Below are 18653 nucleotides of genomic sequence, written 5' to 3'. Positions count from 1 at the left end.
GTGTGTCCTTGAGCACGGGATAACCGTGAGGCCCAGGAAGGAATTCCAGATCCAGCATGACTCGATCCGAACGTCCTGAACGACCCGCCGGCAAACGCCCGGCGAATTCCCGGGGTTCCCGTGGCTCTCGTGGCACGCGCGGCGGAGCCCCTGCGGCCGCCGCGAACGGCGGCGCAAGGAACGTACGCAAGAAGCCGTCCCCGCAGTCGACGGCGCCGCGGGAGTTCACCCTGCCGCAGACGCTGACGCCCGCGCTGCCCGCCGTCGAGTCCTTCGACGCGCTGGACATGCCGGCCGCACTGACCAAGACCCTCGCCGCCCAGGGGGTCATCGAGCCGTTCCCGATCCAGGGCGCGACGCTCCCCAACTCCCTCGCCGGGCGCGACATCCTCGGCCGCGGCCGGACCGGCTCGGGCAAGACCCTCGCCTTCGGCCTCGCGCTGCTCGCCCGTACGGCCGGCCGGCGTGCCGAGCCGAAGGCGCCGCTCGCGCTCGTCCTCGTGCCCACGCGCGAGCTCGCGCAGCAGGTCACCGACGCGCTCACGCCGTACGCCACGGCCGTGAACCTGCGGCTCGCGACCGTCGTCGGCGGGCTCTCCATCGGCAAGCAGTCCGGTCTGCTGAGGCGCGGTGCCGAGGTGCTCGTGGCCACACCCGGGCGGCTCAAGGACCTGATAGACCGGGGCGACTGCACTCTCGCCCAGGTGGGGATCACCGTCCTCGACGAGGCCGACCAGATGGCCGACATGGGGTTCATGCCCCAGGTCACGGCGCTGCTCAACCAGGTCGAGCCGGACGGACAGCGCATGCTGTTCTCGGCGACGCTGGACAAGAACATCGACAAGCTCGTACGGATGTTCCTCACGGACCCCGTCGTGCACTCCGTCGACCCCTCCGCGGGCGCGGTGACGACCATGGAGCACCACGTGCTGCACGTCGCCGACGAGACCGACAAGAAGGCCGTCGCGATGCGGATCGCCGCGCGCGACGGGCGCGTGATCCTCTTCGTCGACACCAAGCGCTCGGCCGACCGCTTCGCCAAGCGGCTGCTCGCGAACGGTGTGAAGGCCTCCGCGCTGCACGGCGGGCGCTCGCAGCCGCAGCGGAACCGGACGCTCGACCAGTTCAAGACCGGGCTGGTGACCGCGCTCGTCGCCACGAACGTCGCGGCCCGCGGAATCCATGTCGACGACCTGGATCTCGTCGTGAACGTCGATCCGCCGGTCGACCACAAGGACTATCTCCACCGGGGCGGGCGTACCGCACGCGCGGGGGAGTCCGGGAGCGTCGTCACGCTCGTCCTGCCCGAGCAGAAGCGGGAGATGACCCGGCTGATGGCCGACGCCGGGATCAGCCCGCGGACGGCCCGGGTCAAGTCGAGCGACGAGGAACTCGTACGGATCACGGGGGCTCGGGAGCCGTCCGGGGTTCCTGTCGTCATTCCTGTGCCGGAGCCGGTTGCCGCGCAGGCTCAGCCGAAGTCGCAGGCGCGGGCTCGACGCGGTGGTGGTGGGCGCGGGGGCGCTGCCGCCGGGGCGCGCACCGGTGCCGGTACCGGCGGGGGTTCGCGGGGGCGTGGTGGTGCGGGTTCTTCGCGTGCGCGTGGAGGCCAGGGGGGCGGGCGTCGGTCCGCCTGACAGCTCGGCGGGGGACGTGGGTCGGCGGCTGCGGGTCGAGTGCGGCTGGTCGCGCAGCTCCCCGCGCCCCTTACGGGGCCCAGCTCCCCGCGCCCCTCAGGGGGCGCTGATCGCCACGTCGTTCGTGATCGTGAAGAAGTAGTGGGCCTGCACCGACCTGCCAGTCGGGGTGGTCAGCGTCGTGCTCGGGTGTTTCGCTGTGGGCTTGCGGTCGACGATGTCGTCGGTGATGCGGCCCACTCGTACGGGGGCGGCGGCTTCGGAGGGGCGTAGGAAGAGGTCCCACAGGGGCTTGTCCGCGTCGGTGGGGCGGGGCAGGGTCGTGATGCGGGCCCGGAACGTCCGTTCCCCCGTGGGTGTCGCCGGGGTTTCGAAGTCGTGAGGTCTCCCGTCGCGGGAGACGCCGAGCAGTGCCGCGCCCTCGCCCAGGACGGCCCCATGGAGCGTGCCCTCGACGGACAGTGAGTCGTCGTCGGTGCGCAGGGCGGTGGCTTCCGCGTGGGCCGGGCGGTGGAAGGTCCGTAGCGCCAGGTAGCCGTCCTTGGTCGCGTACGGGATCCACCAGGCGAAGGCCTTCCCCGGAACCGGTCTCGCGCTCAGCAGACCGCGCTGCTCGACCAGCCCTGCCTTCAGGCGACGGCGTGTGCCGTCCTCCGCGCGTTCGACATACAGGTCCCAACGGCCTTCCGCCAGGGTGAGCCGGTGATGGGACAGGTTCGCCGTCCAGGGCGACTTCGGGTCGTCCGGGCGCTCCAGCGGAACGCGGGTCTCGTCGTCGCCGTGCCGGTGACGCAGTACCAGCGTCAGGTCCTTGCCGGACACTCCCGCCGCGTTCACCGTGATCCGTACGCCACCGGTGGAGTCGGTCGTGCAGCCGCCCTTCGGGCGCAGGGCGCGCGGGCGGTCGTCCGCGAGCGGTGGGGCGGCCGGTGGCGCCTCCTCGGGGCCCGGGCGTGAGCCCTGGGGCAGCAGCGTCGCGAGTGCGCGGCGCACCCGGCGCGTGACCTTCGTCGTCGTCGAGGTCCGGGCCTCGCGCAGTTCGCCGAACAGCCGCTCGTACTGGTCCGCGATCCGGCGGGGGGCGAACCGCTGGACGGTCTCCCTGGCGGCCTCGCCCATCAGCCGGCGCTGGTCCGTGTCCTCGATCAGCTTCAGCAGCCCGGCCGCGAACGCGTCCGCGTCTCCCGGCGGTACGAGGAGTCCGTCGGAGCCGTCGGTGATGATCTCGCCGGGGCCGTGCGGACAGTCGGTGGCCACCACCGGGACGCCGGCGTGCATGGCCTCCAGGATCGTCATGCCGAAGGACTCCCAGTCCGAACTCACGGCGGCGACGGAGGCCTTGGCCCACTCGGTCTCCATCGTCGGGTGGGCTCCCATGAGGAAGACGTGGTCGTTCAGGCGGTGTGCGTCCACGGCGGCGCGCAGGGCCGCGCGCTCGGGGCCCTGGCCGTAGATCCGCAGCCGCCACTCCGGGCGTACGGCGACGACCCGGGCGAAGGCCTCGATGAGCAGGTCGTAGCGCTTCACCGGCATCAGCCGGCCCGCGGCGACCACCAACGGGGCCTGTACGTCGGAGCGTTCGGCCTTCGGCCGGGGCGCGGCGTTCGGGATGTCGGTGATCCGCGTCCGCAGCCCCGGCAGGTGGTCGCGGTGGTCGGCCGCGTCCTGGGCGGAGACGGTGACGAAGGCGTCCAGGTGCCGGAGGGCCTCGTTCTGCGCGGTGCGTACGTCCGGGACGTGGTTGTCGTACGACAGGTGCTCCTGTCCGACGCGCAGATAGCGGCGCGAGCCGTGCCGGGCCAGGAAGACCACCAGCGCCGGGCGGGTCGCGACCACGACGTCCGCGTCCGTCCCGTTGAGGAAGTCGCGCAGCCGCTCGTCCGTGAGCTCGGTGTAGCGGTGCGCGAGGACCTCGGCGGGAGGTACGACGGTGGAGGGGCGCGCCATGAGCGGGTTCCCGCCGTCGTACGTCGGCGCGTCGGGGCGCTCGTCGACGAGCGGGACGAGACGGACCTTGCGGTTCACCCCGAGCAGGGGTCTCTCCTCGCTGCGGAAGACCGAGACGATCTCCACCTCGTGCCGCGCGGCCAGGGCACCGGCGAGGTTGAGCGTCGAGCGCACCGTGCCACCGATGGCATAGGCGTTGTGCAGCAGGAAGACGATCTTCACGTGGGCAACTCCCTGTTCACGCGGTATGGAGAAGCGACAGGGAGTGCGTGCGTGAACCCCACGGACTGTAAACGGGTCCGCCCCTCTCTCGCCGGTCTTCCTTCGAGGATGACGCGAAATGGCTGAAAAGGGGGCGGATATCTCCGTGCCGGGCCGTGCGGGCGCCCGGGCGGCAGGGAGATCCTCAGTACACGGTCGTACGTTCCCGGCGTACCGAATACACCACGAAGCCGGCGCCCAGGCCGAGGAGCAGGGTGCCGCCGACGACGTACGGGGTCGTGTCGAAGCTTCCCGTGTCGGCCAGTTGTGTGCGGACGGAGGTCGTGGCGGCGCCCTCCGAGTCCTCCTCGCCGGACGGCCCGGTCTCGTCCCCTGCCTTGGTCTGCAGGGTCGTGGTCGTCGTTGTCTGTGTTCTGTGTTCTGCCGCCCCGTCCCCGGTCGCATTGGCGGACGGGACGAACCACAGGGCGCCCAGAAGAGTCCCCGCGGCGGTGGCGGTCAGCAACGATCGACGTGCGGACACGGAATATCGATCCCCTTGTGACGCTGGCGAATTGGCCGTGTGGGGCGATGTTAGTGAAAGGTGCGGGTCACGGGAAAGTCACGGTGGTGATGAGTCGTACGCTCCGACCTATGAGCACTCCTGAGACATCACGTTTTGTACGGTTGCGCGTCGAATTGGTCGTCGAGGTCGACGACGAGGGCGCGCTCACCAAGGCGGCGCTGGGGCGCATCGCCGAGGATCCCGAGCTCCCGGGCGACGAGCGGGCGCACGCCGAGAACGCAGTGACGGAAGACACTGCCGAGGCCCTCGCGTACCTCGTCGACCCGTTCGACCTGGTCAGCGAGGTGGCCGGGGTCGAACTCGCACAGGCCTCCTGGAGCAGTGAGCGGATCGACTACGACCCCGATTCGCCGGACTGGGACCTCGACGAGGATGATGAGGCCGGAGACGAGGAAGAAGTGGTCGGCTGAGGCGGCTTGGGAGAATCGTGACCCCGGGCGGCAACCGCCACCCGGGGTTCTGTCGTCTCAAGGGGCGCAGTGACCGACACCCGCACCAGTCGTAACAGCCGCACCGGTCGAATCGAGGACGATCCGACGTGGGCTGAAATGGATCGACGTGGTGTGCCCCACACCTGGGAAGGGTGTGGAAAGGGACGAACCGGTCGTAGCGTTTACAGGTGTTACGGGGACTCTCGGGGTTTTGGGGATTCGGCAACGATGGAGAAGCGTGTGATGACGGACAGTAAGCGGCGCAAGGGCCTCGCGGCCGCGTCCGCACTGCTCGGCGGGGTGCTGGTGCTCTCTGCGTGCAGCGGAGGCGGCGGCGACGACCCCAAGGGCGAGAGTGGGGGTGACGGCTCGTCGCAGTCCAAGGTCGACGAGGCGGCGGCCGAGAAGTCCTCCGAGGCCCAGATCAAGATCACACCCAAGGACGGCTCCGACAACGCCTCCATCAACAGTGCCGCGGCCGTGACTGTGACCAAGGGCACGCTGACCGACGTGACCATGAAGACGGCGGCCGGCACGGCTGTCGCGGGTGAGATATCCGCGGACAAGAAGAGCTGGAAGCCCAGCGCCCAGCTGGAGCGCGCCACCGCCTACAAGATCGCCGCGACGGCCAAGGACTCGGACGGCCGCGCCGCCCACGAGAACGCGTCGTTCACGACGGTCTCGCCGGCCAACAGCTTCATCGGCAACTTCACGCCCGAGGACGGTTCCACCGTCGGCGTCGGCATGCCGGTCTCGATCAACTTCGACAAGGCGATCACGAACAAGGCCGACGTGCAGAAGGGGATCACCGTCTCCTCCAGCAGCGGCCAGGAGGTCGTCGGCCACTGGTTCAACGCCAACCGGCTCGACTTCCGCCCCGAGGAGTACTGGAAGGGCAACTCGACCGTCACCCTGAAGCTGAACCTCGACGGTGTCGAGGGCGCCGACGGTGTCTACGGCGTGCAGCAGAAGACGGTCACCTTCAAGATCGGCCGCAACCAGGTCTCGATCGTCGACGCGCAGACCAAGACGATGAAGGTCACGCAGGACGGCAAGACCATCCGGACGATCCCGATCTCCGCGGGCTCGCCCGAGAACAAGACGTACCAGGGCCAGATGGTGATCTCCGAGAAGTTCAAGGAGACCCGGATGAACGGCGCGACCGTGGGCTTCACGGACGACGACGGCAAGGGCGAGTACGACATCAAGGACGTACCGAACGCGATGCGTCTGTCGAACTCCGGCACCTTCATCCACGGCAACTACTGGGGCGCCAAGTCCATCTTCGGCAGCGTCAACACCAGCCACGGCTGTGTCGGCCTGTCGGACACGAAGGGCGCCAACGACCCGAACACGCCGGGCGGCTGGTTCTTCAGCCACTCGATCGTCGGCGACGTCGTGGACGTGCGGAACACCGGTGACAAGACCATCGCCCCGGACAACGGCCTCAACGGCTGGAACCTGGACTGGGCGGCGTGGAAGGCCGGTTCGGCCGTCTGACCCGAACGCGTTTCCCGTCCCGAGGGCGGTTGCCCGTACTACTCGTACGGGCAACCGCCCTCGGCGTTCTCACAGGGTTCCGCGGCGGCGCACAGTGTTCTCATCCTTCTCTTATGCGGGCCTTATCCCGCCATCACGCGGTGTCCCTAGCTTTCGGCCATGTTCTTCACCTATCTGAGGCGCGAACTGCGCCGCCGCAGAAAGGCGGCGCTCGTCGTCGCCTCCGGACTCGCCCTGGGCATCGCCCTGGTCATCGTGGTCAGTTCCGTGTCGTCCGGCATGGAGAAGGCGCAGGGCAAGGTCCTCCAGTCGCTGTACGGACTGGGCACGGACATGACGGTCACCAAGGCGGCCCAGGCACAGTCGAGCACGGGCGAGCGCCCGCGCTTCCAGTTCGACGCCCGGGGCAGCGACTCCGACGAAGAACAGAGCAGTGACCGCGTCATGGTGCAGGGCTTCCAGACCCTGGCCACGAGCACGGTCTCCAAGGTCGGCGCGCAGAAGGGTGTCTCGGACGTCGTCGGGGGGCTCAGCCTCCAAGTCGTCAAGGTCAGCGGTCAGTTCCGCCAGGGCCAGTTCCAGCAGGACCAGCAGAACGGCGGCGGCAACCAGCAGGGCGGCGGGCCCGGCGCCCAGCAGTCCCCGGAGGGCCGTGTCGAGGGCGGCGGCGCCGACTTCGACGTCAACAACTACTCCGTCTACGGCACGGACGTCACCAAGCCCGCGCTCGGCCCGCTGACCTCCTCGAAGATCACCAGCGGCCGGACCTTCAAGTCCTCCGAGACCGACGCCAAGGTCGTCGTCGCCGACAAGTCGTACGCCAAGGAGAAGAAGCTCGCCCTCGGTGACACGGTCACCATCAAGAGCGTCAAGTACAAGGTCATCGGCATCGCGACGCCCGACAGCGGGGACGCGGCGGCCAACCTATACATCCCGCTCAAGCAGGCGCAGACGCTCAGCGACTCCAAGAACAAGGTCACCACGATCTACGTCAAGGCGTCCGACTCGCAGCAGATCAGCGCGGTCAAGTCGACCATCCAGAAGAACATCTCGGGTACGACGGTCACGACCTCCGCCGATCTCGCCGACACGGTCTCCGGCTCCCTGTCGACCGCTTCCGACCTCGCCTCGAACGTCGGCAAGTGGCTGTCGATCGCGGTGCTCGTGGCCGCGTTCCTGGTCGCGGGCCTGCTCACCTCCTCGGCCGTATCCCGCCGAGTGAGGGAGTTCGGCACCCTCAAGGCGCTCGGCTGGAAGTCCGGCCGCGTCACCCGGCAGGTCGTCGGCGAGGCCGTCGTCAACGGTCTGGTGGGCGGCGCCCTCGGTATCGCGCTCGGTCTCGGCGGCGCCTACGTCGTCACCGCGATCAGTCCGACGCTCCAGGCCGAAGTCGGCTCCACGGGCGGGTCGCTCGGCGGACCCGGCGGCGGTGGTGGCCCCGGCGGTGGCATGGGCGGACCCGCCCGCGAGACGGCGTCCAAGGCCCTCGACGTGGCGCTGACCGCGCCCGTCGCCCTCAGCACGATCGCCCTCGCGGTCGGCCTCGCCGTCACCGGCGGCCTGATCGCGGGCGCCTTCGGCGGCTGGCGCGCCTCCCGGCTGCGACCGGCGGACGCCCTGCGCCGCGTCGAATAGCCGGCCGCCTCGGGCGCCTGCCCGGCCGCGCGTCGCGGCGGGCGCCAACCCCCTTACGCATCCCAGGAGTTGCACCATGTACGAACTCAGAGGCGTCACCAAGCGCTACAAGCGGGGAAAGGAGTCCGTCGACGCGCTCGACGGGGTCGACCTGACCATCGGGGACGGTGACCGGCTGGTCATCCAGGGCCCCACCGGCGGCGGCAAGTCCACCCTTCTGCAGATGCTCGGCGGACTCGACCGGCCCACCGCCGGAAGCGTCGAACTCGACGGTACGGATCTCGCCAGACTGTCCGAGACCAAACTCACCAAGGTGCGCAGCGAGAACATCGGCTTCGTCTTCCAGAGCTTCAACCTCATTCCCACGCTCACCGCCCAGGAGAACGTGGAAACCGCCCTCGTACCCCTGAAGCTGAAGGTCAAGGACCGGCGCGAACGGGCCGCGGCGGCACTGGATTCCGTGGGGCTCGCCGAGCGGCTCGGGCACCTGCCGGCCGAGCTGTCCGGCGGTCAGCAGCAGCGCGTCGCGATCGCCCGTGCCCTGGTCAAGCAGCCGAAGGTGCTCCTCGCCGACGAACCGACCGGAAACCTCGACGAGTCCATGCGCGACGAGATCATGGACGTACTCGAAACCATGTGGAAGGAGCACGGGCTCACTTTCATCATGGTCACGCACGATTCGGCGATCGCGAAGAAGGCCCCCCGGCTCGCCACGATCCGCAAGGGGAGGATCACCGTGAAGGAAAACGCGAACTCTTAACAGCTGTCTCACTATTGAGCGCCTGTTCACCCCCCGGCATACTGAGTATTCCGGGGGGTTACGCGCGAGCATGCGTGCGGGACGTCCCCCGGCCGGATGAACGGGGATTCATCCCGGACCTGCATCTCCAGGGGGAGACTTGCGCAGACAAGTGAAGAGAGCGTGCGTGGCCACGATCGCCGCGGCGGCAGCCGTGGCACTGGCGGCGGGCATGACCAGCCCGGCGTCGGCGGAGGCCAGGCCCACGGCCGCCGACTCGGCAATGCCGACCACGCCCAAGCACCGCATCACCCTGATCACCGGCGACCGTGTGGTCGTCGACGCCAAGGGCCGCGTCGTCGGCCTGGAGCGCGCCAAGGGCCGCGAGGGGATACCCGTCCAGATCCGCACGGCCGGCGGGCACACACTCGTCGTGCCGGCCGACGCCGCGCGGCTGATCGCCTCCGGCAAGCTCGACCAGCGGCTCTTCGACGTCACCGAGCTCAACAAGTCGGCCAACCGCAAGGCCCAGAAGCAGGGCCTCAAGCTGATCGTCGGCTACCGCGGCGCGGCCGCGGCGGCGAAGGCCGACGTCCGGGACGCCGGCGACACCAAGGTCCGCCGGACCCTCAAGTCGCTGAACGCGGACGCGGTACTGACGCCGAAGGCCGACGCGACCGACCTCTGGTCCGCGGTCACCGACGCGCAGGGCGGCAACGCTCGGACCGCGTCCGGCATCGCCCACGTGTGGCTCGACGGCGTCCGCAAGGCCAGCCTCGACAAGTCCGTCAAGCAGATCGGCGCCGACAAGGCCTGGGCCGCCGGGTTCGACGGCAAGGGCGTCAAGATCGCCGTCCTTGACACCGGTGTGGACACGACCCACCCGGACCTCAAGGACCAGGTCGTCGCCGAGAAGAACTTCTCCACCGCTCCCGACGCGACCGACAAGTACGGCCACGGCACGCACGTCGCGTCCATCGCGGCAGGTACGGGCGCCAAGTCCGCGGGCAAGTACAAGGGCGTCGCACCGGGTGCCCAGGTGCTCAACGGCAAGGTGCTCGACGACAACGGTTACGGCGACGACTCCGGCATCCTCGCCGGCATGGACTGGGCGGCCGAGCAGGGCGCCGACGTCGTGAACCTCAGTCTGGGCGGCGGCGACACCCCCGAGGTGGACCCGCTGGAGGCCCAGGTCAACAAGCTGTCCAAGGAGAAGGGCATCCTGTTCGCGATAGCCGCCGGCAACTCCGGCGAGTTCGGCGAGCAGACGGTCGGCTCCCCGGGCAGCGCGGCCGCCGCGCTCACCGTCGGTGCCGTCGACGACAGCGACAAGCTGGCCGAGTTCTCCAGCACCGGACCCGGCCTCGACGGCGCCATCAAGCCCGACGTGACCGCACCCGGCGTGGACACCACCGCAGCCTCGGCCAAGGGCAGCATCATCGCCCAGGAGGTCGGCGAGAACCCCGCCGGCTACGTCACCATCTCGGGTACGTCGATGGCGACCCCGCATGTGGCGGGCGCCGCCGCGATCCTCAAGCAGCAGCACCCGGACTGGAAGTACACCGAGCTCAAGGCCGCGCTGACCGGCTCCACCAAGGGCGGCAAGTACACGCCGTTCCAGCAGGGTTCGGGCCGTATCCAGGTCGACAAGGCCATCAAGCAGACCGTGATCGCCGACCCGTCGTCCGTGAGCTTCGGCCTCCAGCAGTGGCCGCACACCGACGACACCCCGGTCACCGAGAAGATCACGTACAAGAACCTCGGCACGGCCGACGTCACGCTGAGCCTCTCCGCGACGGCCACCAACCCGAAGGGCCAGGCCGCTCCGGCCGGCTTCTTCACGCTCGGCGCCAAGACGCTGACCGTCCCGGCGGGCGGCACGGCCTCCGCCGACCTCACGGTCAACACCAAGCTGGGCGGCACGCTCGACGGCGGCTACTCCGCTTACGTGACGGCGACCGGCGGCGGCCAGAGCGTGCGCACGGCGGCGGCGGTGCAGCGCGAGGTGGAGTCGTACGACGTCACGCTCAAGATGATCGACCGTGACGGCAACCCGGCGAAGTACTACGACGCCAGCCTGACCGGTGTCTCCGGCATGGCCGCGGAGAAGTGGTTCTCGCCGTACGACGAGTCCGGCACGGTCAAGGTCCGGGTGCCCAAGGGCGGATTCATCCTCAACTCGGCGTTCTTCGTCGACCCGGAGGACTTCACCAAGGGTGCCGACTGGGTGGCCCAGCCGAAGCTGAGCATCACCAAGAACGCCACGATCACGGTCGACGCGCGGACCGCGAAGCCGGTGGACGTCACCGTGCCCGACACGGCCGTCAAGTCGGAGTTCGCGTCGCCGGACTACATGGTGGAGGTGGGCAACAACGCCTACGGGTTCGGCTGGTGGCTGGACACGTACGCCAACTTCCGTACCGCGCACGCCGGTCCGGAGATCACCGACGGTTCGCTGTTCCAGCAGTGGGGCGGTCACTGGGCCAAGGACGCTGAGGAGTACAACACCGTCGCGGGCGGCAAGGTGAAGAAGCTCGCCACCGGCTACACCAAGCACTACAAGGCGAGCGAACTGGCCACCCTGAAGGTCGGCCTGGGTGCCTCGACGAGCGGCAAGAAGGGCGCGGTCAACACCACCGGCTGGCTGCCCGGAAGCTTCAGCGCCTCCTCGATCGGTTTCCCGCAGACCCTGCCCAGCACGCGGAAGGTGCATGTCACCACCGCGAACGGCGTGAAGTGGGAGCAGGACTTCGAGCAGCACGGCGGGATCGACCCCGACGGCTTCCCGATCACCGAGGCCTACTACACGCTCGGCAGCGCCCAGACCTTCAAGGCGGGCAAGAGCTACGAGAAGATCTACAACACGGCGGTCTTCGGTCCGCGCGTCGGCTCCGGCTTCGGCATCCAGCGCGAGGGCAACGAGATCTACGGCTACGTGCCGCTGTTCGCCGACGGCAAGACGCACGCCGGCTCCTCGCTCTTCTCGGCGGTCACCACGACGCTCTACCGCAACGGCACCAAGGTCGGCTCGAACGCGGACCCGCTGTTCGGCGAGGGAGTCTTCAAGGTCCCGGCCGGTGAGGCCTCGTACAAGCTGACCACCTCGGTCAAGCGGAGCGTCAAGGTCGCGGCGGCCTCCACCCGCATCGACGCCAGCTGGACCTTCCGCTCCAAGAAGGTCTCCAGCGCCGCGCTGCCCACCTCCTCGGTCCGCTTCAACGCGGCCGTCGGACTGGACAGCAAGGTCCCGGCAGGCAAGAAGGCCTCCGTCCCGGTGACCGTCCAGGGCTCGGCCGCCGGCAAGAACCTCAAGTCGCTGTCGGTGTACGTGTCGTACGACTACGGCCAGACCTGGAAGAAGGTCACCGTCAAGAACGGCAAGATCGGCGTGACGAACCCGGCCAAGGGCAAGGGCATCTCGTTCCACGCGAAGATCACCGACAAGAAGAACAACAAGTCGACGATCTCGATCTACAACGCGTACTACGGGAAGTGAGCCGTGGGGATCGGCCTTCGGGCCGATTCTCGTGGTCGGTCCTGTGGTTCGCTGAACGCTGACTGATGCGAACGGCCCGTCGGAAGTACAGCTTCCGCGGGCCGTCCGTGTTTGTGTGGAGGCATGACAGCGCACACCGTTGAGTACATCCGGTACCGCATTCCCGAGCAGCAGTCGGCGGAGTTCCTCGCCGCCTACACCCGGGCCGCCGCCCAGCTCGCCGCGGCCCCGCAGTGTGTCGACTACGAACTGGCGCGCTGCGAGGAGGACTTCGAGCACTTCGTGCTCCGCATCACCTGGACCTCCACCGAGGACCACATCGAGGGCTTCCGCAAGTCGGAGCTCTTCGAGGAATTCCTGGCCGAGATCCGGCCGTACATCAGCTCCATCGAGGAGATGCGGCACTACAAACCGACGACGGTACGGGGTACGGGGGCGTCCGTGCCGACGCTGTACGTCTGGGCGGGGGGTGCCGAGGCCTTCGACCGGCTCACCGAGGTCTTCTACGACAAGGTCCTCAAGGACGACGTCCTGGCGCCCGTCTTCGAGGGCCTCGCTCCGGAGCACGCGTCGCATGTCGCGCTGTGGCTCGGGGAGGTGTTCGGGGGGCCGGCCGGTTACTCCGAGACGCAGGGCGGGCACGGGCACATGGTCGCGAAGCATCTCGGGAAGGGGATCACGGAGGTGCAGCGGCGGAGGTGGGTGAACCTGCTTCAGGACGCGGCGGACGACGCCGGGCTCCCCTCCGACGCCGAGTTCCGTTCCGCGTTCGTGGCGTACGCGGAGTGGGGGACTCGGCTTGCCGTGTACTTCTCCGGGCCCGACGCGGTGCCTCCGGCGGAGCAGCCGGTTCCCAAGTGGACGTGGGGTTCGGCTCCGCCGTACCAGGGCTGACGTCGTTCAGTCCGGGGCAGTCCGGGGTTTTCTTCGCCCCCGCCGCCCCTACCCATTCCCGTCCCTGACTCAGGGGCTCCGCCCCCGAACCCCCGCTCCTCAAACGCCGGAGAGGCTGAGTTGCAGTGGGGGTCCGGGGGCGTCGGCCCCCAGGGGATTACGCCTGCGGCGTCGACGTGCCCGCGCGGGTCGCGTCCGTGCCCCAGCTGGCCAGGAGGCGGAGGGCTTCGGCGGAGGGGGAACCGGGCTCGGCGTGGTAGGTGATCATCGACTGTTCGTCGTCGTCGACGAGCCGGAAGGACTCGAAGGAGAGGGTCAGCTCACCGACGAGCGGATGGTGCAGCCGCTTGACGCCATGGCTCTTCTCCTTGACGTCGTGCGTCGCCCAGAGCCGACGGAACTCCTCGCTCTTCACGGAGAGCTCGCCCACGAGGGCGGACAGACGCGGATCGTCGGGGTGGCACCCCGCGTCCATCCGCAGAAAACTCACCATGTCGGACGCCTTCTGATCCCACTCCACGAACAGCTCGCGATACTCGGGCTTGAGAAACACCATCCGCGCCCAGTTCCGCTCCTGCGGCGGCACCTCCGACCAGTCCCCGAAGACGGCCGCGGCCATCCGGTTCCAGACGAGGATCTCCGACCGCCGACCCACGACATACGCGGGCACACCGTCGAGGGTGTCGATCAGCTCCCGCAGAGCGACCCGCACCTGCTGCGGCCGGACCGACGGCTTCTTCTTGTGCTGCTTCGGCTTCGCGAGATGCGTGAGATGCGCGTGCTCGGCCCCCGTCAGCCGCAGAGCGCGCGCGATCGAGTCGAGCACCTCCGCGGACACGTTCCGCCCATTGCCCTGCTCAAGGCGTGTGTAGTACGCCACGGACACCCCGGCCAGCTGCGCCAGCTCCTCGCGGCGCAGCCCGGGCACCCGGCGATGCCGCCCGAAGTCCGGGAGCCCCACGTCCTCCGGCTTCAGCCGGGCACGGCGCGTGCGCAGGAACTCGCTGAGCTCGGCACGCCGGTCCAGCGGCCGCCCGGGCCCCTGCCCCGCCTGTCCCGACCGCCCCGCGGACTCCTGAGAGGGCTGTTCATCCATACGTCCAGTATTCACGGTCGTACGCATACGAACCTGCCCCCATCAGTAGTAGGACCAGCGAACGTACGCAAAGCCGTGGTCTGGGTGACTTCCCGGACGAGGAGCAGGCTGGAGGCCGTGCCCGGCCGGAAGGCAGGCCGGGCGCAGAACCCCTCCTTAGGAGAACCCCCGGCATGACCACTGTCGCCGCATACGCCGCTCCCGCCGCCAAGGCTCCGCTGGAGCGCACCACCATCGAGCGTCGCCCGGTCGGCGAGCACGACGTTCTGATCGACATCAAGTTCGCCGGCATCTGTCACTCCGACATCCACCAGGCCCGCGAGGGCTGGGGCGAGGCCATCTTCCCGATGGTCCCCGGCCACGAGATCGCCGGAATCGTCACCGAGGTCGGCCCGGGCGTCACCAAGTTCGCCGTCGGCGACCGCGTGGGCGTGGGCTGCATGGTCGACTCCTGCCGCGAGTGCGAGAACTGCAAGGCGGGCCTGGAGCAGTACTGCACCCAGGGCAACGTCGGCACGTACAACGCCGTCGGCAAGGACGGCGAGGTCACCTACGGCGGCTACTCGACGCACATCGTCGTCGACGAGGCCTTCACCGTCCGTATCCCCGAGGGCCTGGCCCTCGACGAGGCCGCGCCGCTGCTGTGCGCCGGCATCACCACGTACTCCCCGCTCAAGCACTGGAACGCCGGCCCCGGCAAGAAGGTCGCCGTCCTCGGCATGGGCGGTCTCGGCCACATGGGCGTCAAGATCGCGCACGCCCTCGGTGCCGAGGTGACCGTTCTCTCGCAGTCCCTGCGCAAGAAGGACGACGGGCTGAAGCTGGGCGCCGACCACTACTACGCGACCAGCGACCCGAAGACCTTCGAGGAGCTGCGCGGTTCCTTCGACCTGATCCTTTCGACGGTGTCCGCCCCGCTGGACCTGGACACCTTCCTGTCCCTCCTCAAGACGGACGGCGCCTTCGTGAACGTGGGCGCTCCCGAGGAGCCGGTCTCCCTGAACCTCTTCTCGGTGATCGGTGGCCGTAAGACCCTTGCCGGGTCCGGGATCGGTGGCATTCAGGAGACCCAGGAGATGCTGGACTTCTGTGCCGAGCACGGGTTCGGCGCGGAGATCGAGCTGATCAGTGCGAGTGAGATCAACGAGGCGTACGAGCGGGTGCTGAACAGCGATGTGCGGTACCGGTTCGTGATCGACGCCGCGACCATTTAGTTCCACTGGGGGCGGGGTTCGGCTGCGGGTTCGTTGTGGCTTGTCGCGCAGTTCCCCGCGCCCCTAAAGGGCGGGGCTGCGCCCCTGCCCTCGGCCCTTTCCGCCCGCCAGCAGCCATAGCAAGTACGGGCCGCCCACCAGCGCCGTCAGTGCCCCCACTGGGATTTCCAGTGGGGGCATCAGCGTGCGGGCCGCCAGGTCGGCCGTGATCAGGACGACCGCACCCGTCAATGCCGAGGTCGCCAGGGGGAGTTGGGGGGTGCGAGTCAGGCGGCGGGCCAGTTGGGGGGCCGTGAGGGCGATGAAGCCGATCGGGCCCGCCGCTCCTGTGGCCGTTGCCGCGAGGACTACGCCCAGGACCGTCAGGGCGAGCTGGGTCCGGTGTACGCGTACACCCAGCGCGGCGGCCGTGTCGGGGTCCAGGCCGAGCGGTCGCAGGGCCCGGTTCGCCCACACCAGGGCGGGCAGGGAGAGGAGAAGTACCCAGGCGAGAGGGCCCGCCTGTTCCCAGCCGCGACCGTTGAGGCTGCCGGTCAGCCACAGCTTGACCTGCTCGGCCGCGGCAAGCTCGCTCTCCGTGAGGTACAGCTGGACGATCGCGGAGAGGGCCACGCCGATGCCGACCCCGGTCAGCACGAACCGGCTGGGCTGCATACCGTGCCGCCAGGCCAGTACGTACACGAGCGCAGCGGCACCGAGCCCGCCCGCGACGGAGACCGCCGGGAGCGCGCCGGGGGAGGCGACCGTACCGGTGGCGAGCGCCAGGACCGTGGCGGCGGCCGCCCCGTGGCCGACGCCGATGACGTCCGGGCTGGCCAGCGGATTGCGGGTCACGGTCTGCACGAGTGCCCCGGAGAGCCCGTACGCGGCGCCGACCAGCGCGCCGAGCACGATCCGCGGGACCCGCAGCTCCCCGACGATCAGGTCGTACGGGCCGCCGTGGCCGCGCAGGACCCGCCAGACCTCGCCCGGCGACACGTACGCCTGCCCGACGCACGCCGAGAGCACCATGACGCCGGCCAGGAGCAGCAGCAGTACGGCGACGACCACCGCCGAGCGGCGGTGCAGGAGCAGTGAGAAGGAGCGGCGGCGGAGTACGGAGAGGCCCGCCGAGTGGGGGTAGCCGGGGTCCGGGGACGGCCTTGGGGGTGTCGCCTGCTCGGACGGGCGCGGGGATGCCGTCGTCATGAAGCTGCTCCCTTCCGGCGTACGAGCACGACCAGGACCGGCACGCCCACGAGGGCCGTCATCACTCCCGCCGGTACCTCCGCGGGCGCGCGGACCACCCGGCCCGCCACGTCCGCCGCGAGCAGCAGGGCCGCCCCGAGCAGGGCGGAGAGCGGCAGGGTCCAACGGTGGCCGCCCGAGACGAGGCGGCGGGCGAGGTGCGGTACGGCGAGCCCTATGAAGGCGATCGGCCCGGCGGCGGCCACCGCGGCGGCGGTCAGGACGGTCGCGCCGAGTGCCGCGCAGACCCGTACGAGCTGGACCTTGTGCCCCAGCGCACGCGCGGTGTCGTCGCCGAGGGCGAGCGCGTCCAGACCGCGTGCGCAGCCGAGCACCAGCAGCGCGCCCGCGACGAGGAAGGGCAGCATCTGCCCGACCGTCCCCGTGTCGCGCCCGCTGAGCGCGCCCACCTGCCAGAACCTGAACTGGTCCAGCGTCGCCGAACTCGACGTCAGGACCACGGTGGTGGCCCCGCCGACCATCGCGGACAGCGCGGTCCCGGCGAGCGCGAGCTTGACCGGCGAGGCGCCGCCCCGGCCGCGCGAGGCGACGGCGTACACCAGACAGGCGGCGACGACGGCGCCCACGAAGGCGAACCAGACGTAGCCGCCGAAGCCGTTCGCCAGCCCGCCCGCGATCGCGAACACCACGCCGGCCGCGGCCCCCTGGCTCAGCCCGAGGATCCCCGGGTCGGCCAGCGGATTGCGGGTGACGGCCTGCAACGCCGCCCCCGCGACACCGAGCGCGGCCCCCGCGGTGAGCCCGACGGCGGTCCGGGGCAGCCGCAGCGACCGTACGACCAGAGCGTCCCGCGAGCCGCCGCCGTGCAGCAGAGCGTCGAGCACGGCGGACAGCGGCACCGGCCGGGTGCCGACGGCAAGGCTGAGGGCCACCGCGACGAGGGTGAGGAGGAGGGCGACCGCCAGCCAGGAGGTGCGTACGGTCGCGGTGCGCGTGGTCACGTGCTCGCGGACCTACTTGGCGAGTGACGCGGTGAGCTGCTTCACGACCAGGCCGGCCGCCGTGGGACCCGCGTTGAGGTACCAGGGGTCGTCGTCGACCTCGACGGCGTGCCCGGCCTCGACGGCCTTCATCGACTTCCAGAGCGGTCCGGCGAGGACGCTCCCGGCGTCGGTCCTGTCCTGGGCACCCTGCACGGAGTAGAAGATCCAGTCGCCGTCCGCGACATCGATGCTCTCGGCGCCGATGTCCTCCGAAATGGCGTTGAACTGCTGGGACTTGGGCCGTCCGAGCCCCATGTCGACGGCGATCGACCCGGTGAAGGAGGAGATCCCGAACATCCGGGTCCGGTCCGGCGTGAACCGCACCATGGACACGCTGGTGTTCTGCCCGTCGGCCTTCGTGCCCGCCGCGGCTGCCTCGTCCGCGTGCTCGTCGAGGAGCTTCTGCGCCTGCTCGCCCTTGCCGACGGCGTCGCCGACGAGCAGCAGGTCCCGCTTCCAGTTGATGCCGTTGCCCGCGGTGATCACGGTCGGGGCGATCTTCGAAAGCTTGGGGTAGAGGTCGCCGAGCGAGTCGTTGGCGAGGATGAGGTCTGGCTTGGCGGTGGCCAGCGTTTCGAGGTTGGGCGCGGCCCTGGTCCCCGCGTCGGTCATCTTCGCGAGCTGCTTCTTGTACCGGGGGAAGGCGTCGGCGAGGTAGCCGGGTACGAGTCCGGCGTTGTCGGCGCGGGTCGTGGCGGCCGGCACGACTCCCAGGGTGAGCAGGTCGTCCAGCTGCCCGGTGCTGAGCACGGCTATCCGCTTCGGCGCGGCCCCGATCTCCGTCCTGCCCTTGAAGTGGCCGACGGTACGGGGGAACTCGCCGTCAGCCGCCTTCGTACCCATGCCGTCGGCGAGGGCGCTCGGGGCGGCGGAGGGGCCCTTGGAGGCGCCGGCGACGAGGTTGCGGTCGCTCTTGCCGCCGCCCTCGCCGCTCCTGCCGCTCTCCGACGACGCGCATCCGGCCATCAGCCCGCCGACCACGGACACGGCCATGACGGCTTTCAATCCCGATGTGCGCACGACTCGCTCCGATTTTTCGATCTATA

Annotated in this window: 14 protein-coding genes; 8 read left to right on the top strand and 6 right to left on the bottom strand. The window is 69.8% G+C overall.

The window, feature by feature from the left end:
• Window positions 1–56: 56 nt before the first annotated feature.
• Entirely contained in the window at window positions 57–1637 is a 1581-nt protein-coding gene (locus OG718_RS22690; protein ID WP_143636828.1) for a DEAD/DEAH box helicase, read from the top strand.
• Between the two features lie 96 nt (window positions 1638–1733).
• On the opposite strand, the gene OG718_RS22685 is transcribed toward OG718_RS22690, so the two are convergent.
• Window positions 1734–3806, bottom strand: coding sequence for a glycosyltransferase family 4 protein (locus OG718_RS22685; protein WP_328845032.1), 2073 nt, complete (start codon window positions 3804–3806; stop codon window positions 1734–1736).
• A gap of 184 nt (window positions 3807–3990) precedes the next feature.
• Window positions 3991–4329 carry an LAETG motif-containing sortase-dependent surface protein gene (locus OG718_RS22680; protein WP_260695138.1) on the bottom strand — a complete coding sequence of 113 codons (339 nt, stop codon included), beginning with the start codon at window positions 4327–4329 and terminating at the stop codon, window positions 3991–3993.
• A 110-nt stretch (window positions 4330–4439) separates the two neighbouring features.
• Here OG718_RS22680 and OG718_RS22675 point away from each other — a divergent pair, with 110 nt between their 5' ends.
• The 6 genes from OG718_RS22675 to OG718_RS22650 all read left to right on the top strand — a co-directional run bounded on the left by OG718_RS22675 (window position 4440) and on the right by OG718_RS22650 (window position 13066).
• The gene (locus tag OG718_RS22675; RefSeq protein ID WP_143636826.1) at window positions 4440–4781 is read left to right on the top strand and encodes a hypothetical protein; all 342 of its coding nucleotides are present in this window, start codon (window positions 4440–4442) and stop codon (window positions 4779–4781) included.
• A 249-nt stretch (window positions 4782–5030) separates the two neighbouring features.
• On the top strand, window positions 5031–6302 hold the full coding sequence (locus OG718_RS22670) for a L,D-transpeptidase (protein ID WP_306938362.1): 1272 nt from the start codon (window positions 5031–5033) through the stop codon (window positions 6300–6302).
• Window positions 6303–6461: 159 nt separating this feature from the next.
• Window positions 6462–7937 carry an ABC transporter permease gene (locus tag OG718_RS22665; RefSeq protein ID WP_143636824.1) on the top strand — a complete coding sequence of 492 codons (1476 nt, stop codon included), beginning with the start codon at window positions 6462–6464 and terminating at the stop codon, window positions 7935–7937.
• 76 nt (window positions 7938–8013) lie between these two features.
• Window positions 8014–8697 (top strand): ABC transporter ATP-binding protein, encoded by a 684-nt coding sequence (locus OG718_RS22660; protein ID WP_143636823.1) that lies wholly within the window; start codon window positions 8014–8016, stop codon window positions 8695–8697.
• A 211-nt stretch (window positions 8698–8908) separates the two neighbouring features.
• Entirely contained in the window at window positions 8909–12172 is a 3264-nt protein-coding gene (locus OG718_RS22655) for a S8 family peptidase (RefSeq protein WP_443055349.1), read from the top strand.
• Between the two features lie 123 nt (window positions 12173–12295).
• The gene (locus tag OG718_RS22650) at window positions 12296–13066 is read left to right on the top strand and encodes a group II truncated hemoglobin (RefSeq protein ID WP_143636821.1); all 771 of its coding nucleotides are present in this window, start codon (window positions 12296–12298) and stop codon (window positions 13064–13066) included.
• 157 nt (window positions 13067–13223) lie between these two features.
• Here the strand turns inward: OG718_RS22650 and OG718_RS22645 are convergent, their stop codons facing one another.
• The gene (locus OG718_RS22645) at window positions 13224–14162 is read right to left on the bottom strand and encodes a helix-turn-helix transcriptional regulator (RefSeq protein WP_143636820.1); all 939 of its coding nucleotides are present in this window, start codon (window positions 14160–14162) and stop codon (window positions 13224–13226) included.
• Between the two features lie 173 nt (window positions 14163–14335).
• Here OG718_RS22645 and OG718_RS22640 point away from each other — a divergent pair, with 173 nt between their 5' ends.
• Window positions 14336–15376, top strand: coding sequence for an NAD(P)-dependent alcohol dehydrogenase (locus OG718_RS22640; RefSeq protein ID WP_143636819.1), 1041 nt, complete (start codon window positions 14336–14338; stop codon window positions 15374–15376).
• A gap of 63 nt (window positions 15377–15439) precedes the next feature.
• Here OG718_RS22640 and OG718_RS22635 read toward each other — a convergent pair whose 3' ends face one another.
• Genes OG718_RS22635 through OG718_RS22625 form a run of 3 tightly spaced genes read right to left on the bottom strand, consistent with a single transcriptional unit; the run spans window position 15440 to window position 18600 of the window.
• A complete protein-coding gene (locus OG718_RS22635; protein ID WP_328845030.1) occupies window positions 15440–16564 on the bottom strand; it encodes a FecCD family ABC transporter permease in 1125 nt (374 codons plus the stop codon).
• Window positions 16561–17565 (bottom strand): FecCD family ABC transporter permease, encoded by a 1005-nt coding sequence (locus tag OG718_RS22630; protein ID WP_328845029.1) that lies wholly within the window; start codon window positions 17563–17565, stop codon window positions 16561–16563. Before OG718_RS22630 ends, OG718_RS22635 begins: the two co-directional genes overlap by 4 nt.
• A gap of 12 nt (window positions 17566–17577) precedes the next feature.
• Window positions 17578–18600 carry an ABC transporter substrate-binding protein gene (locus tag OG718_RS22625; RefSeq protein WP_143636929.1) on the bottom strand — a complete coding sequence of 341 codons (1023 nt, stop codon included), beginning with the start codon at window positions 18598–18600 and terminating at the stop codon, window positions 17578–17580.
• Window positions 18601–18653 lie beyond the last annotated feature (53 nt).

The sequence above is a fragment of the Streptomyces sp. NBC_00258 genome (assembly GCF_036182465.1).
Classification (GTDB): Bacteria; Actinomycetota; Actinomycetes; order Streptomycetales; family Streptomycetaceae; genus Streptomyces.
The sequence above is the reverse complement of the archived record's forward strand: the minus strand, read 5'-3'. Positions and strand labels throughout refer to the sequence as shown.